Below are 15431 nucleotides of genomic sequence, written 5' to 3' on the forward strand. Positions count from 1 at the left end.
ACAGATATTTTATATTTCAATATAATCGCCGTTCAGCTTAATCAGTTCAATTAATTTCTCTACGGCCTGTTCTTCAGGGATGTTCTTTTCAATGCATTCTTTTTTCTTATAAAGGCTGATTTTACCTCGTCCGGCTCCTACATAACCGTAATCGGCATCTGCCATTTCACCCGGTCCGTTGACGATACAGCCCATGATGCCTATCTTTAAGCCTTTTAAATGAGAGGTGGCGGCTTTGATTCGGGCAATAGTCGATTCTAAATCATATAAAGTACGACCGCAACCGGGGCATGAGATGTATTCTGTCTTGCTGGTGCGGATACGTCCGGCTTGCAGGATACCGAAAGCAGTAGTATCTACTACGGTGTGTGGCAGTGAGCCTTGATTATAAATGAAGATACCGTCACAGAAACCATCAAAAATCAATGCACCCATATCGGCGGCTGCCTTAATCTGTAAGTTCTCCGCTTCTTCTTCCTGATAGTATTGGAAGAATACAACAGGATTTTCCAGTCCTTCCGTCATCAGTTCATGTACCATGGCGCGATATTCGCCTAACCGGTTGGGGTGATTGCTTTGTGCAATGATAACCACTTCCGGGTGTAACTTAAGGGCGGCAATCACTTCTTCATTCATTGCCATGTAAGGCAGGAACAGAAATTTTAAATCGGCCTGGGTGTGGTGCAGTTCTATCATTTGCTGATAGTTGAAGGCGGGATACACATTTTCTTTTTCAGGATTCCAGGCACCGGCATCTACCAAATAGGCTGTTCCCTTATCGCGTGATTCGGGAATTGTTTGTCCGCAATAAATGTAATCGGGCTTGAATTGGGGATTTATTTCGTCCTCTCCTTCCAAACGTTCGGCGATTACTACCGGAAGGTTATCGCCGCCAATATTGCGCACGGCTTTTGTCTTACGGCGTGAAGGGGAGAGGTAATTGAATTCAGGCGCTTCTTTTCCGGGGATGAAGGGATGATTTTCACGCGTCAGTATATAGTCGACCAGTTTACGTGCTACCGGAATCTCTGCTTCCGGGGCTTCGCTCAATGATACGCGGATGGTATCTCCTAAGCCGTCGGACAATAATGCGCCGATGCCTAAAGCCGACTTGATACGTCCGTCTTCACCGTCGCCGGCTTCGGTCACACCCAGATGGAGGGGGAATGCCATGCCTTCCTTTTCCATTTCTGCTACTAGCAAGCGGACTGTTTTTACCATGACTACCGTGTTGGAGGCTTTGATGGAAATAACGACGTCGGTGAAATGTTCTTCCACACAGATGCGGAGGAATTCCATGCACGATTCTACCATGCCTTCGGGGGTATCACCATACCGTGACATGATGCGATCTGACAAAGAACCGTGGTTTACACCGATGCGGATGGCGGTATGATTCTCTTTACAGATATTCAGAAAAGGGATGAAGCGGGTGCGTATCTTTTCTATTTCTTGTGCATACTCTTCATCGGTGTATTCCAACTTCTTGAAAGTGCGTCCAGGGTCTACATAGTTGCCCGGATTGATGCGTACCTTTTCTGCATATTGTGCCGCTACATCGGCTACCTTGGGGTTGAAATGCACATCGGCTACCAAGGGGGTGTCATAGCCTTGTGAACGTAATCCGATATTTATATTTTTCAGGTTTTCGGCTTCGCGCACACCTTGTGTGGTGAGACGCACGTATTCACCGCCTGCGTCGATAATCCGTTTGGCTTGTTCTATGCAAGCGTCGGTATCCATTGTTACGGTATTGGTCATACTTTGGATGCGGATGGGATTAGCACCGCCCATTGGAGTAGCTCCAATGTTTACTTCGGAGGCTTCCCGGCGTGAATAGTTGAATAAATCGGTCATGGTTAATTCCTTATCTTTAAAGGGGTTGTAAATGTTCGTTTTAAATTTTCGGGCAGAAAATATCCTATCCTGATTAGAAGGAAAGAATATTTTCTGCCCGTGTTTTTTATAGCGCAGCTTTTCAGCAATGCTTGTTTAAAGAATCAATTCGTCTTATATTCGAACTTTACTTCTTTCAATTCTTCATTGGCTTTCACTATTTTCTTTTTCAAGCCGGTTTTGTAGTCTGCAAATTTAGCTGCGAGCTCTGTATCACTCAAAGCCAACATCTGTACGGCCAGAATAGCGGCATTCATTGCACCATTGATGGCAACTGTTGCAACCGGAATTCCGGGAGGCATCTGGATGATGGAATAGAGTGCGTCTACACCGTCGAGAACAGACCCTTTCACGGGTACACCAATGACAGGCAGTGTAGTGTTGGCAGCAATTACACCGGGCAATGCTGCGGCCATACCTGCAGCAGCGATAATGACTTTAATGCCACGGCTTGCAGCGTTCTTGGCAAACTCTTCCACTGCTTCGGGAGTGCGGTGTGCCGATAAAGCATTCATCTCGAAAGGTACGTGCATCTCGTCCAGTAGCTTGGCGGCCTTCTCCATGACGGGGAGGTCGGAGGTGCTGCCCATGATAATACTTACAATAGGTTTCATGTATATTTTTTCTGTAGTTTATTCGTTTACTAAAGCTTTGTAGGCTTCGGCATCCATCAAATCATTGACGTCACTTGCGTCATTAGGTTTGATTTTAACCAACCAGCCTTTGCCATAAGGGTCTTGGTTGACCAGCTCGGGGTTGTCTGCCAATGATTCGTTTTGTTCCAAAACTTCTCCTGCAACCGGAAGGAACAGGTCTGAGATGGTCTTTACTACTTCAATAGTACCAAAAACTTCTCCTTTTTCCAAGGTCTCGCCTTCAGTAGTAATGTCTACGAAAACGATGTCACCCAGTTGTTCCTGTGCATAATCGGTAATGCCTACATAAGCGATATCACCTTCTACGCGTATCCATTCGTGTTCCTCGGTATACTTTACATTGCTTGGGAAATTCATAATGCTTCTAATTTATAAGGTTAATACTAAAATTTTTCTTCAAATAAACAAAATTCCTATGACACCGCAAAACAATCCGACAATAAATCCTGCCAAAACCTCTAATAAAGTGTGTTGCTTTACGATGATGCGGGCTGTCCCCAGCATTCCTGATAGCAAAATGAAAAAACAGAGCCAAGACACAGGATTGAAATTGAATATCAGACTGTATGACAACAGGCCGCCCACCATCATGCCGCTGCTGGCAACATGGGTGCTGATTTTCCATTTAAAGTTTATCACAATGCAGATGACCATGCAGATGAGTGTGGCTACAATGATGCCCGACATATAGCGCGGCAAGTGTATCTTGTACATTGTGAGCAGGCAAGCTACATAGCTGACAATGGTCAGGGCATAAGGTACAAAACGTTTCTCACGATGTCCCAGTTCATGAATGCCCCAGCCGTTGATTTTCTGAAAAAGATAAATGGCAAGCATCGGCATTAAGATGGTAAAACAATAGACGATGCCCAGTACCACCAATTTATATTGGAGGGGCATGATGCGCAAATAGGTGAAAAAGAATAATAAGAAAAAGGCAAGAAATGGAACCATAAAAGGCGTGAATATACCTGATATGATGCGTGAGCCTATCTCTAACGGGTCACTTTTCCTGATTTCTTTCAGAGAACCGGTGGTTTCGTTTGCTTCCATATTTTTATCTTCTTAATCGTGCAACGGGAATGTTTAACTGCTGGCGGTATTTGGCTACGGTGCGGCGTGCAATGGGATAACCTTTGCCTTTCAGCATGTCGGCCAGTTCGTCGTCAGTATAGGGTTTCTCTTTGTCTTCGTTGTCTACACATTCTTTTAATATGCGTTTTATCTCGCGAACGGATAATTCCTCACCGTCTTCGGTGGTGTAGCCGTCGCTAAAGAAGAACTTCAACGAATAGATGCCATAGTTTGTTTGCACATATTTGCTGTTGCTGACGCGTGAGATGGTGGAGATGTCGAGTTTGGCACGTTCTGCCACATCCTTTAGTATCATCGGTTTCAGCAGCGATTCGTCTCCTTCGAGGAAAAACGGACGTTGGATGTCGATGATGGTCTGCATGGTGGTGAGCAAAGTGTGCTGCCGTTGTTTTACGGCATTGATAAAGCCTTGTGCGGCATCTACTTTTTGTTTTAGGAACATCAAGGCATCTTTCGATTCTTTGCTTTGGTTTTCTTTATTCCGTGTATGCTCGTCCAATAGCTCGGTAAACTCCCGGCTGAGGCGCAGTTCGGGAACATTATGATTGTTCAGATTGAGGGTAATGGTGCCGTCTTCCAACGTCTCTACAATAAAGTCGGGAATAATCTGTTGGAAGTTCCGTCCCATCGCTTCGCCCAATGAACTTCCCGGACGCGGGTTTAATTTGGTGAGCTCGGCCAATGCTTCGTTGTATTGTTCTTCGGTGATGCCCAGTTTCTGAATTATTTTGTCTTTGTTCTTGCGGGTAAACTCATCACAGCATTTTCCGATAATATCCAGTTCTATCTGTTTTAGCGGGGAATCTGCTTTACGGTTGATTTGAATGAGCAGGCACTCTTGGAGACTGCGTGCACCGATGCCGGCCGGGTCGAAATCCTGAATGATTTCGAGTATCTTGTTCAGTTCATTCTCAGTGGTGTAGATTCCACGATAAATGGCAAGCTCGTCCATGATGGATTCTATGCTTTTGCGCAGGAGTCCGTCATCATCCAACGAGCCAATCAGGTATTCGGCTATGTCGCGTTGTTCATCAGTCAGGTCTTGCATGGCAAGCTGCTCTTTTAATATCTCGTAGAAGGAAACAGCGTCCGAGAAGGGTATCTCTTCGGCTACCCCCTCACGGCTGCGGTTGTGTTCCTGCAATTTATAATCGGGGATGTCATCTTCGGTACGGTAATCTCCCAACGAGATGTCATCGTTGGAGTAATCAGGGTTATCGTTATTATCTTCGTTTCCCTCAAAGTCAGTACTCTCTTCCCCGTTTTCGGGTGTTTCTCTCCCTTCCTCCAGGGCCGGATTGTCCAGTATCTCAGAATGAATACGTTCCTCCAGCTCCACGGTGGGCAATTCCAACAACTTCACAACAAGAATTTGTTGTGGCGACAGTGTCTGTACTTGTTGTTGGGCTTGTGTTTGTACTTGACGTGAGCCTTGTGCCATAATCTCTTTACTCTTTTTGAGGGCAAAAGTAGCGATTTGTATCGTAATAATCTTCCTTTTTGCCGGGATAATTTTAGGAGTTCACCCTAATATTACTAATAATTGAAGCTACTTCCGCCCAAGAATTCTCTTAATAAAGAGGTTGGAGGCAATTCTTTGTCTTGTACGGATACAAAATATTCGAGGAACTTACGGAGGCGGTAGGCTTCCGAGTATTCCGGTCGGTTATTGGGCACTTTCCGCAGAATAGGTTCCAGATAATCCTTTAAAACGGCCAGTTCGAACAGTAATGCCGAGTTGAACATGGCATCTGCATTCTCCTGATAGGGGAAAATCCATTTGTCTTCTCCGGCACGCACGCTGGGCCAGCGGCTGATGGTATCTTCCGCCGAATATCCACGGTATTTGTAGTCACGGACAATGCGGCGCAGCAGACGATTGTCGGTGGTAGGGATATAGTTGTGGTTGTCCAACAGGATGGTGGTCAGGGCGGATACATATATTTTATATTTATTTTCAGCCGGAATATGCGGTGTCAGTTCTGGATTCAATGCATGAATGCCTTCCAAAATCAGTATCATATTATCATCTATCTTCAGATAGTCTCCCTTGAATTCACGTCGGCCGGTGGAGAAATTAAAACGGGGCAGTTCTATTTGCTCTCCACGCAGCAAGGCTTCCAGTTGTTGGTTAAAAAACTCCAAGTCCAAGGCATAAAGGGATTCATAGTCATAGTTGCCGTTCTCATCTTTGGGTGTATCTTCCCGGTTCACGAAATAATCATCCAACGAAATAGGATAAGGTCTCAGTCCGTTGGCCATAAGCTGGATGCTGAGTCGTTTACTGAATGTTGTTTTTCCTGATGAGGAGGGGCCGGATATCAGAATCAGTTTGACACCCCGGCCGTTCTTTCCGCGATTATAGATTTCATCGGCTATGTTTGAAATCTTTTTTTCCTGCAGTGCTTCGGATACATTGATTAAGTCAGTGGCATGACCATTGTTGCAGGCTACATTGAAGTCGCCTACAGTGCCTATACCCAGAATCTGGTTCCAACGGCGGTGTTCCTTAAATACTTCCAACATTTTTTCCTGCTTCACGACTTCTTCCAGCTTGTCGGGGTTTTGTCGGTTGGGAACACGAAGTAACAGCCCGTCATAGTATTTCACTATATCGAACAGACGAATGTATCCGGTACTGGGCAGTAGACTACCGTAATAATAGTCTATGGTGTCGCCCAGCGTATAATAAAAGGAGTAAAGATTGCCCGAAGTTTCAAGCAATTTCACTTTATCCATCATCCCTTTTTGGCGGAATAGCTCTACCACTTCGGTGGTCTGACATTCAAAGCGGTGGAAGGGAATATCTTCTTCGATAATTTCCTGCATACGCTTCTTGATGCGTTGTACATCGTCCAATCCTATCTCTCTGCCGATATGCAAATCGCAATAATATCCTTTGGAGACAGGATGTTCCAGCATGATGCTTCCGTCAGGATAGAGGTCTTCGACGGCTTTGCACAACACAAAGCATAGTGAGCGGACATAAGTGCGCATACCCGAAGAACTCAATATATTCAGGAACTCTACATCCTTGTTGTTATAGGCCCTGTAGTTGAGCCCTTCTACTTTATTATTGACCTTGGCACTGACGGGCCCATAGGGAATATCTAAATTAAATCCATTATAAATATCCAAAAGTGAGCTTCCGATTGGGAAACTTTTAATAATATTGTTATTTTTGCAACATATTTGTAACATAATCGTAATGTTTATTACTAACGTAGTGAAATTGGCTGTTAATTTACCGAATTAAAGGGAGATAAGCCAATTCCTACCAAATTAATTGATGATGGAATATTCTTTTTATGATTTCTTAAAGCTGCTGGGTTCACTGGCGCTATTCCTTTACGGAATGAAAATCATGAGTGAGGGCCTGCAAAAGTTTGCGGGTGACAGGCTTCGTAAAATCCTCACAGCGATGACCACCAACCGGGTAACCGGAGTTCTAACAGGCGTGCTGATTACGGCATTAATCCAATCTTCTTCTGCCACTACCGTCATGGTAGTCAGCTTTGTGAATGCGGGGCTGTTGACATTGTCACAATCCATTGGAGTAATCATGGGAGCCAATATCGGTACTACTGTAACTGCGTGGATTATATCAGCGTTGGGCTTTAAGGTAGATATCGCTGCAATGGCTCTCCCGCTTTTAGCTGTTGGGGTGCCATTATTATTTTCAGGAAAGAGTAACCGTAAATCCATAGGGGAGTTTATTTTCGGTTTCTCTTTTTTGTTTATGGGGCTTTCGTTGCTCAAAGCAAATGCACCGGATTTGGGTAAAAACCCGGAAATGTTATCTTTCGTACAGAATTATACAGACATGGGCTTTGGCTCTGTGATGTTGTTTGTGCTGATAGGTACAATCCTGACGATGATTGTGCAGGCATCGGCTGCAACAATGGCTATTACACTCATTATGTGTGCCAATGGATGGATTAGTTTTGAACTTGGTGCTGCTTTGGTATTGGGTGAGAATATCGGTACCACCATTACAGCTAATCTGGCTGCATTGACTGCAAATACGCAGGCTAGGAGGGCTGCCTTGGCTCACTTGGTGTTTAATGTCTTCGGAGTTATCTGGGTGTTATGTCTGTTTAAACCGTTCACAATGGGGGTATCATGGTTTGTGGAAGATATAATGAAAACACCGGATCCTGCTGTGGCTGTTTCTTTTAAATTATCGGCTTTCCATACGACATTTAATATATGCAATGTGCTGATTCTTATTTGGTTTGTGAAGCTGATTGAAAAAACAGTTTGCAAGATTATCCCTCAAAGAGAACAGGACGAGGAATATCGCTTGCGTTTCATTACGGGCGGTATGCTTTCTACTGCAGAACTCTCTATATTGCAGGCACGGAAGGAAATCAATCTGTTTGCAGAACGTACCCATCGTATGTTTGGTATGGTGCGTGATTTGCTGCATACGACGAATGAGAACGATTTCAATAAGTTGTTCAGCCGTATAGAGAAGTATGAGAATATCAGTGATAGCATGGAGGTGGAGATAGCCAATTATCTGAATCAGGTTTCGGAAGGACGTTTGAGTTCTGAAAGTAAACTTCAGATTCGCTCAATGCTTCGCGAGGTGACAGAAATAGAAAGTATAGGTGACAGTTGTTATAATTTGGCTCGTACTATCAACCGTAAGTATCGCAGTGAAATGGATTTTACACAGAAACAGTATGATCATATCGAGCAGATGTTTAAACTGACGGATGATGCATTGAATCAAATGATTGCGCTGGTGGAAGACGAACATCATACGATTGATGTGAATAAGTCTTTCAATATCGAACACGAAATCAATAACTATCGCAACCAGCTGAAGAATCAGAATGTGCTGGATGTGAATAATAAGGAGTATGATTATCAGATGGGGGTACACTATATGGATATTATTACCGAATGCGAAAAATTGGGTGACTATGTAGTCAATGTAGTGGAAGCCGGTAGTAATGTGAAGGAAAAGAAAGCATAAGTCCGGATTGATGTCCATGATAGGAAAGATTGAATATGAGTGCACGACAGATAAAATAGAGAGTTATATAATAAAAGTGAGATAATGTCTATATTTATTTTTTTGAAACTGATAGGGTCGCTGGCTCTTCTTATGTATGGTATGAAGACCATGAGCGAAGCCTTGCAGAAACTGACGGGTGGGCAGCTTCGTCATTTTCTTGGAGCAATGACAACCAACAGGTTCACAGGACTGCTGACAGGAGCATTTGTAACGGCTTCCGTACAGTCTTCTACTGCTACTACGGTGATGACCGTTAGTTTTGTTAATGCCGGATTGCTGACCTTGGGTCAAGCTATTTCTGTCATTATGGGAGCTAATATCGGTACTACGGTGACTGCATGGATTATGTCCGTATTTGGTTTTCAGATAGACATGAATAATCTCATTTTCCCTCTTTTTGCTTTAGCCGTTCCTCTTATTTTTTCCAGTAAAAGCCAGAAAAAGTCTTTTGGAGAATTCATCTTTGGTTTTGCATTTATGTTCTTGGGTTTGACTACATTGCGTGAAAACGCTATGCACATGGATCTGGAGCACAATGCGGCTATCCTTAGTTTCATTACTTCTTGCAAGGAGTGGGGATTCCTGTCTATTTTGCTGTTTCTTTTGATTGGCGGTGTCATTACTATGTGTGCCCAATCATCGGCGGCAGTAATGGCTATTACTTTGATTCTTTGCTCTAGTGGTGTACTTGACTTGTATCTGGGTATAGCTTTGGTGATGGGCGAGAATATCGGTACGACTGTGACTTCGAATATTGCTGCATTGACGGCAAATGCTCAGGCTAGGCGCGCGGCATTGGCACACTTTATCTTTAACACATTTGGTGTGATATGGATATTGTGTATATTCCATCCGTTTGTCAATATGGTAAGTGATGTGGTCAATAGTCTTTTTCCCGGGGTGAGCCCTGAGGTGGCTATTACTTATAAACTATCTGCTTTTCACACTGCATTCAATATTTGTAATGTGCTGATTCTTATTTGGTTTATTAAACCGATAGAAAAGGTGGTATGTTGGGTCATCAAGCCTAAGGAGGATGAAGAAGAATTCAGACTGCGTTTTATTACCGGTGGATTGTTGTCGACGGCTGAGCTTTCTATTGTCCAGGCTCGCAAAGAGATAAATTTATTTGCCGAACGTACCCGCCGTATGTTTGGCATGGTATGTGATTTGCTTCATACATCGAATGAAAATGATTTCAATAAGCTTTTCAGTCGTATTGAGAAGTATGAGAACATAAGTGACAACATGGAGTTGGAGATTGCCAATTATTTGAATCAGGTGTCTGAAGGACGTTTGAGCTCTGAAAGTAAGTTGAAGATTCGTGCCATGTTGCGCGAAGTGACGGAGATAGAAAGTATTGGTGACAGTTGTTATAACCTTGCACGTACCATTAATCATAAATATCGGGGTAATGAAGACTTTACAGAGAAACAGTATAGCCATATTCACCAAATGTTTCAGTTGACTGATGATGCTTTGAAGCAAATGGTGTCTTTAGTGGAGGATGAGGATCATCAGGTGGATGTGAATAAGTCTTTTAATATTGAGAATGAGATAAACAATTATCGTAGCCAGTTGAAGAATCAGAATGTGCTGGATGTGAACAACAAGGAGTATGATTATCAGATGGGTGTACACTATATGGACCTTATCGGTGAGTGCGAAAAATTGGGGGACTATGTGGTTAATGTAGTTGAGGCGCGAACAGATATGAAAGAAAAGAAACAGTAGTGTTTGTTGTATCTCATTATAATGATATAAAAAAGAGAAGCGTGAGCCCATTATCGGGACTCACGCTTTCTTATAATAGAATCATTTTTGAATGATTATTTTTCGATATCAATCAATTCAACTTCGAAAATCAAAGTAGAGAAAGGTTTGATTTGACCGGCATCGCGTGAACCGTAAGCCAAATCCTGCGGGATATAAAGTTCCCATTTTGAACCGACAGGCATCATGGTCAATGCTTCTGTCCATCCTTTGATTACTTGGTTGGCACGAGTGACAAAGGGCTCTTTACGGTCGTATGAGCTATCGAACTGAGTACCGTCAATTAAAGTACCTTTATAGTTTACTTTTACAGTTGAAGAATCGGTAGGGATGGCACCTTTACCTTCTTTGATAACTTTGTATTGAAGACCGCTGGGAGTAGTCTTTACACCTTCTTTTTTTGCATTTTCAGCCAAGAATTTTTCTCCTGCAGCTTTGTTGTCTGCATATTTGGCTTCTGTTGCTTTTGCCTGAATAGCTTCTGCTTTAGTCTGAACAAACATGTTGGCTTCTTCTACAGACATAATGTTCTGCTTCTTCAGAGTTGCGACAAAACCTGCCAAGAAGTTTGCTTTGTCCAAGCTTTGAGTAGAATCGTTGCCAAATAAACGTTGGCTCATCATGTCAAACATACGGCCGCCCACTTGTTGTCCGACCTGCAGACCTACCATGTATGCAACGTCTTTGGGGCTTGTCTTGTTGGCTCCGTCTGTAACACCTTTAAGGAACTCTGCCATATAAGTGCTGTCAACGCCTTGCTGTTGAAGATACATATCCAATCCCTGTGTGTTGGCAACACCCATCATATAAGAAAGTGAATCTACATCACTCTTCATGTTTGCTTTTGGTGCCTGAGCTGTACAAGAAGCTAAGCTGGCAGCAGCAGCGATAGCTACAAAAAAACTAATTTTTTTCATTTGCCTTAAATACTTTAATATTATAATACTTCAATTAATTCTACATCGAAAATCAATGTGCTGTGAGGAGGAATCATTTCACCTGCTTGCTGTGCGCCATAAGCCAGTTCAGAAGGGATGAATAATCTCCATTTAGAGCCTTCTGTCATTAGTTGCAAAGCTTCTACCCATCCTTTAATAACTTGGTTAACACCGAATACAGCCGGTTCACCGCGTTTGATAGAACTATCAAACAATGTTCCGTCAATCAGGGTACCTTCGTAATGACACTTCACACGGTCGGTAGCTCCCGGCTTTTTACCATTACCTTCTTTGATTATTTCATATTGCAAGCCGCTGGGGAGTGTTATAACTTCAGGTCTTTTGGCATTCTCTTCCAAGAAAGATTTGCCCTTTTCGATATTTGCTGCATTCATTTTAGTTTCCAGCTCTTCGAAATATTTGTTCACGATTTCGCGTGCCTCATTGTGACTGATAGCTGTTTCTTTTCCATCTAATACGTCTTTAATTGCCTGAGCAAAGTCATTCACGTTGATACCTTGAGCACCCATGCTCAGCAAATTTTGGCCGATTCCCAGGCCGATAGCGTAACTAAATTTATCCATAACTGTTTATTTTATAAGATGTTTTTCTACAAAACGCACAAAGGTAGGTCTTTTATTTGAATGATTATGATTTTAACAATTTAATTTTTCTTATTTTTGTGTGTCTAGTTTAAAGAGGAGGCCTAAAAATGAAGAATTTAGTGATTCTGACCGGTGCCGGAATGAGTGCCGAAAGTGGTATTAGTACCTTTCGTGATGCGGGAGGACTATGGGATCGATATCCTGTGGAGCAGGTGGCTACTCCGGAAGGTTATATTGCGAATCCTCAGTTGGTGATTCAGTTTTATAATGAACGGCGTAAACAGTTGTTGCAGGTTAAGCCGAACCGGGGACATGAACTGGTGGCTGAACTGGAGAAGTTTTTTAATGTAACTGTGATTACTCAGAATATTGATAATCTGCACGAACGGGCCGGTAGTGGTCATGTTATCCATTTGCATGGTGAGTTGACAAAAGTTACTTCTACTTTGCAACCCAATAATCCTAGCTATATAAAAGAATTAAAGCCGGAGGAATTTGAGGTGAAGGTGGGAGACCTTGCTGCTGACGGTTCGCAATTACGTCCTTTTATTGTATGGTTCGGTGAGTCTGTACCCATGATTGAGAAGGCCATTGAATATGTCGAAAGTGCTGATATCTTTTTAATAATAGGAACTTCCTTGAATGTATATCCGGCAGCCGGATTGTTGAATTATGTGGCTCGTGATGTTCCTGTCTATTTAATAGATCCCAAAGAAGTACCTATAGCTTCAGGCCGAAAAGTGTATGTCATACGCAAAGGGGCTTCGGACGGTATGGAGGAATTGAAAAAAATATTGGTGGGATAGCTTGTACATGAACAAATTCATAGTATATTTGTTATGTATTTAAAAGAACATTTAAAACATAAAACTGAAACAATTATGAAAAAGTACGTTTGCGTAGTATGTGGTTGGGTATACGACCCAGAAGTAGGAGATCCGGAAGGTGGAATCGCTCCGGGAACAGCATTTGAAGATATCCCAGATGATTGGGTTTGCCCTCTTTGTGGAGTTGGTAAAGATGACTTTGAAGTGCAGGAAGATTAATTCCGGTCTATAGGTAGCATGTCAATTAAGTGGAAGGTTTCCACAGGATATATTAGATAGCGCAGCTAGTTATTAGTTGCGCTTTTTTATTGTTGTTCTTTTATTATGGTTAGTGGTAAAAAGAAAAGCACAACCTGCGATGCAGATTGTGCTTTTATATAAGAGTTGAATAGTCTTATTTCTTTTCTTGTCTTTCGGGACGCGGCAACAATACTTTGCGGGAAAGTTTGAATTTACCAGTCTTCGGGTCAATATCAAGTAATTTGACTTCGATTTCGTCACCTTCTTTCAGACCGGCTTCTTCGATAGTCTCGAGGCGTTTCCAGTCGATTTCAGAAATGTGCAACAAACCGTCTTTACCCGGCAAGAACTCAACAAAAGCACCGTAAGGCATGATAGAACGAATCTTACCTACATATACTTCGCCGACTTCGGGAACTGCAACAATACCTTTAATGATACGCATAGCATCATCAATGCATTTCTTGTTAGTTCCGGCAATCTCGATACGGCCTACACCGTCTACTTCTTCGATAGTGATGGTTGCGCCGGTTTCTTCCTGCATACCTTGGATAATCTTTCCGCCCGGGCCGATGATAGCTCCAATGAATTCTTTAGGAATAGTCATTGTCTCGATGCGCGGAGCATGAGGCTTCAGTTCTGCGCGAGGTTCAGCAATGCATTCGGTAATCTTGCCGAGAATGTGCATGCGTCCTTCTTTAGCCTGATTCAACGCTTTTTCCAGAATATCGTATGATAAACCATCTACCTTGATATCCATCTGTGTAGCGGTAATACCATCACGAGTACCGGTAACCTTGAAGTCCATATCTCCCAAGTGATCTTCGTCACCAAGGATATCAGACAATACTGCATATTTTTCTTCACCGACATTCTTAATCAATCCCATTGCAATACCTGAGACAGGCTTCTTCATCGGTACACCTGCATCCATCAATGCCAGAGTTCCGGCACATACGGTAGCCATTGAAGATGAACCGTTTGACTCAAGGATATCAGAAACGACACGTACAGAGTACGGATAGTTGGCAGGCACTTGTCCTTTTAAAGCACGCCATGCCAAATGGCCGTGGCCGATTTCACGACGGCCTACACCACGTTGAGCTTTTGCTTCACCGGTTGAGTAGGGAGGGAAGTTATAATGTAACAGGAAACGCTCTTTGTGCTGATCCAATACATCGTCCACCATCTTTTCATCCAGTTTTGTACCTAATGTGACAGAGCTCAAAGACTGAGTTTCACCGCGAGTGAAAATAGCAGAACCGTGAGGACCGGGCAGATAGCCGACTTCACACCAGATTGGACGGATTTCTGTAGTTTGGCGTCCGTCAAGACGTTTGCCTTCATCGAGGATACAACGACGCATAGCCTCTTTTTCCACATCGTGATAGTAACGGTCAATCAACGGAGCTTTTTCTTCCAGTTCTTCTTCTGTATATTGAGCTTTGAACTCTTCGCGAATAGCATCGAATGCATCTTGGCGTTCGTGCTTGTTTCTGTTTCCTGATGCAGCGATAGCATAAGCTTTTTCGTAGCAGGCGTCATGTACAGCTTTACGGAGTTCTTCGTCATTTTCTTCGTGGCAATATTCGCGTTTGACAGTAGAGCCAACTTCTTCCATCAATTCCATCTGAGCTTTACAGTGGATTTTGATAGCATCGTGAGCGACTTTCATGGCAGCCAGCAAATCTTGTTCGCTTACTTCATCCATTTCGCCTTCTACCATCATGATGTTGTCATAAGTAGCAGCTACCATTAAGTCCATGTCAGCTTTTTCCAGTTGCTCGAAAGTCGGGTCAATAACAAACTGACCGTCAATACGTGCGACACGTACTTCTGAAATCGGGCCTCCGAATGGGATGTCAGAAACAGCCAAAGCAGCTGAAGCAGCCAATCCTGCCAATGCATCCGGCATATCTACTCCATCTGCCGAGAACAAGACAATGTTTACATATACCTCTGCGTGAAAGTTATCGGGAAATAAAGGACGCAAGGCGCGGTCTACCAAACGGCAAGTCAGAATTTCATAATCCGAAGCTTTGCCTTCTCTCTTGGTAAAACCACCGGGAAAACGTCCGAATGCTGAATATTTTTCTTTGTACTCTACCTGAAGGGGCATGAAATCTGTACCGGGAACTGCATCTTTTGCTGCACAAACAGTAGCTAGCAACATGGTGTTACCCATGCGGAGCATTACAGAACCGTCTGCCTGTTTTGCCAGCTTTCCCGTTTCGAGCGTAATGGTTCTACCATCGGGAAGCTCGATCGTCTTAACAATTGGATTAATCATAAAAAATGTTTTAATATAATTTTCGTCTAAAATTCATGCAAAGATAGGTATTTATTCTTCTAATCGGGTGAAAATGAGCTAAAAA

At 43.1% G+C, this 15431-nt stretch carries 13 protein-coding genes; 4 read left to right on the top strand and 9 right to left on the bottom strand.

The features are described 5' to 3' along the window. Positions 1 to 9 precede the first annotated feature (9 nt). The 6 genes from IR173_RS09610 to IR173_RS09635 form a co-directional block, all read right to left on the bottom strand. Positions 10 to 1857, bottom strand: coding sequence for a 4-hydroxy-3-methylbut-2-en-1-yl diphosphate synthase (locus IR173_RS09610; protein WP_237039421.1), 1848 nt, complete (start codon positions 1855 to 1857; stop codon positions 10 to 12). A gap of 143 nt (positions 1858 to 2000) precedes the next feature. Continuing rightward, positions 2001 to 2510, bottom strand: coding sequence for a 5-(carboxyamino)imidazole ribonucleotide mutase (purE, locus tag IR173_RS09615; protein WP_237039422.1), 510 nt, complete (start codon positions 2508 to 2510; stop codon positions 2001 to 2003). 18 nt (positions 2511 to 2528) lie between these two features. Beyond that, on the bottom strand, positions 2529 to 2909 hold the full coding sequence (gene gcvH, locus IR173_RS09620) for a glycine cleavage system protein GcvH (protein ID WP_237039423.1): 381 nt from the start codon (positions 2907 to 2909) through the stop codon (positions 2529 to 2531). A gap of 39 nt (positions 2910 to 2948) precedes the next feature. Continuing rightward, positions 2949 to 3605: a phosphatase PAP2 family protein gene (locus IR173_RS09625; protein WP_237039424.1), complete on the bottom strand. Its 657-nt coding sequence runs from the start codon at positions 3603 to 3605 to the stop codon at positions 2949 to 2951. A 4-nt stretch (positions 3606 to 3609) separates the two neighbouring features. Further along, positions 3610 to 5088 carry an RNA polymerase factor sigma-54 gene (rpoN, locus tag IR173_RS09630; RefSeq protein WP_237039425.1) on the bottom strand — a complete coding sequence of 493 codons (1479 nt, stop codon included), beginning with the start codon at positions 5086 to 5088 and terminating at the stop codon, positions 3610 to 3612. Between the two features lie 95 nt (positions 5089 to 5183). Then, the gene (locus IR173_RS09635) at positions 5184 to 6857 is read right to left on the bottom strand and encodes a nucleoside kinase (RefSeq protein ID WP_237039519.1); all 1674 of its coding nucleotides are present in this window, start codon (positions 6855 to 6857) and stop codon (positions 5184 to 5186) included. 82 nt (positions 6858 to 6939) lie between these two features. On the opposite strand from IR173_RS09635, the gene IR173_RS09640 reads away from it, so the two are divergent. Beyond that, on the top strand, positions 6940 to 8631 hold the full coding sequence (locus IR173_RS09640) for a Na/Pi cotransporter family protein (RefSeq protein WP_237039520.1): 1692 nt from the start codon (positions 6940 to 6942) through the stop codon (positions 8629 to 8631). 84 nt (positions 8632 to 8715) lie between these two features. Next, entirely contained in the window at positions 8716 to 10407 is a 1692-nt protein-coding gene (locus tag IR173_RS09645; RefSeq protein WP_237039426.1) for a Na/Pi cotransporter family protein, read from the top strand. Between the two features lie 95 nt (positions 10408 to 10502). On the opposite strand, the gene IR173_RS09650 is transcribed toward IR173_RS09645, so the two are convergent. After that, a complete protein-coding gene (locus IR173_RS09650) occupies positions 10503 to 11363 on the bottom strand; it encodes an FKBP-type peptidyl-prolyl cis-trans isomerase (protein WP_237039427.1) in 861 nt (286 codons plus the stop codon). Between the two features lie 20 nt (positions 11364 to 11383). After that, on the bottom strand, positions 11384 to 11968 hold the full coding sequence (locus tag IR173_RS09655) for an FKBP-type peptidyl-prolyl cis-trans isomerase (RefSeq protein ID WP_237039428.1): 585 nt from the start codon (positions 11966 to 11968) through the stop codon (positions 11384 to 11386). Positions 11969 to 12096: 128 nt separating this feature from the next. Here IR173_RS09655 and IR173_RS09660 point away from each other — a divergent pair, with 128 nt between their 5' ends. Both IR173_RS09660 and rd read left to right on the top strand, forming a co-directional pair. Then, entirely contained in the window at positions 12097 to 12795 is a 699-nt protein-coding gene (locus IR173_RS09660) for an SIR2 family NAD-dependent protein deacylase (protein ID WP_237039429.1), read from the top strand. A gap of 75 nt (positions 12796 to 12870) precedes the next feature. Then, entirely contained in the window at positions 12871 to 13035 is a 165-nt protein-coding gene (gene rd / locus IR173_RS09665; protein ID WP_005944308.1) for a rubredoxin, read from the top strand. 175 nt (positions 13036 to 13210) lie between these two features. Here rd and pnp read toward each other — a convergent pair whose 3' ends face one another. Next, positions 13211 to 15346 carry a polyribonucleotide nucleotidyltransferase gene (gene pnp / locus IR173_RS09670; RefSeq protein WP_237039430.1) on the bottom strand — a complete coding sequence of 712 codons (2136 nt, stop codon included), beginning with the start codon at positions 15344 to 15346 and terminating at the stop codon, positions 13211 to 13213. Positions 15347 to 15431 lie beyond the last annotated feature (85 nt).

Source organism: Phocaeicola faecalis (assembly GCF_021730445.1).
Classification (GTDB): domain Bacteria; phylum Bacteroidota; class Bacteroidia; order Bacteroidales; family Bacteroidaceae; genus Phocaeicola; species Phocaeicola faecalis.

Excerpts from the sequence above, each read along its gene's own strand:
- IR173_RS09660 (WP_237039429.1), top strand. The coding sequence starts at position 12,097 with ATGAAGAATTTAGTGATTCTGACCGGTGCCGGAATGAGTGCCGAAAGT.
- purE (WP_237039422.1), bottom strand. The coding sequence starts at position 2,510 with ATGAAACCTATTGTAAGTATTATCATGGGCAGCACCTCCGACCTCCCC.
- gcvH (WP_237039423.1), bottom strand. The coding sequence starts at position 2,909 with ATGAATTTCCCAAGCAATGTAAAGTATACCGAGGAACACGAATGGATA.
- pnp (WP_237039430.1), bottom strand. The coding sequence starts at position 15,346 with ATGATTAATCCAATTGTTAAGACGATCGAGCTTCCCGATGGTAGAACC.
- rpoN (WP_237039425.1), bottom strand. The coding sequence starts at position 5,088 with ATGGCACAAGGCTCACGTCAAGTACAAACACAAGCCCAACAACAAGTA.
- IR173_RS09610 (WP_237039421.1), bottom strand. The coding sequence starts at position 1,857 with ATGACCGATTTATTCAACTATTCACGCCGGGAAGCCTCCGAAGTAAAC.
- IR173_RS09645 (WP_237039426.1), top strand. The coding sequence starts at position 8,716 with ATGTCTATATTTATTTTTTTGAAACTGATAGGGTCGCTGGCTCTTCTT.
- IR173_RS09650 (WP_237039427.1), bottom strand. The coding sequence starts at position 11,363 with ATGAAAAAAATTAGTTTTTTTGTAGCTATCGCTGCTGCTGCCAGCTTA.
- IR173_RS09640 (WP_237039520.1), top strand. The coding sequence starts at position 6,940 with ATGGAATATTCTTTTTATGATTTCTTAAAGCTGCTGGGTTCACTGGCG.
- rd (WP_005944308.1), top strand. The coding sequence starts at position 12,871 with ATGAAAAAGTACGTTTGCGTAGTATGTGGTTGGGTATACGACCCAGAA.
- IR173_RS09655 (WP_237039428.1), bottom strand. The coding sequence starts at position 11,968 with ATGGATAAATTTAGTTACGCTATCGGCCTGGGAATCGGCCAAAATTTG.
- IR173_RS09625 (WP_237039424.1), bottom strand. The coding sequence starts at position 3,605 with ATGGAAGCAAACGAAACCACCGGTTCTCTGAAAGAAATCAGGAAAAGT.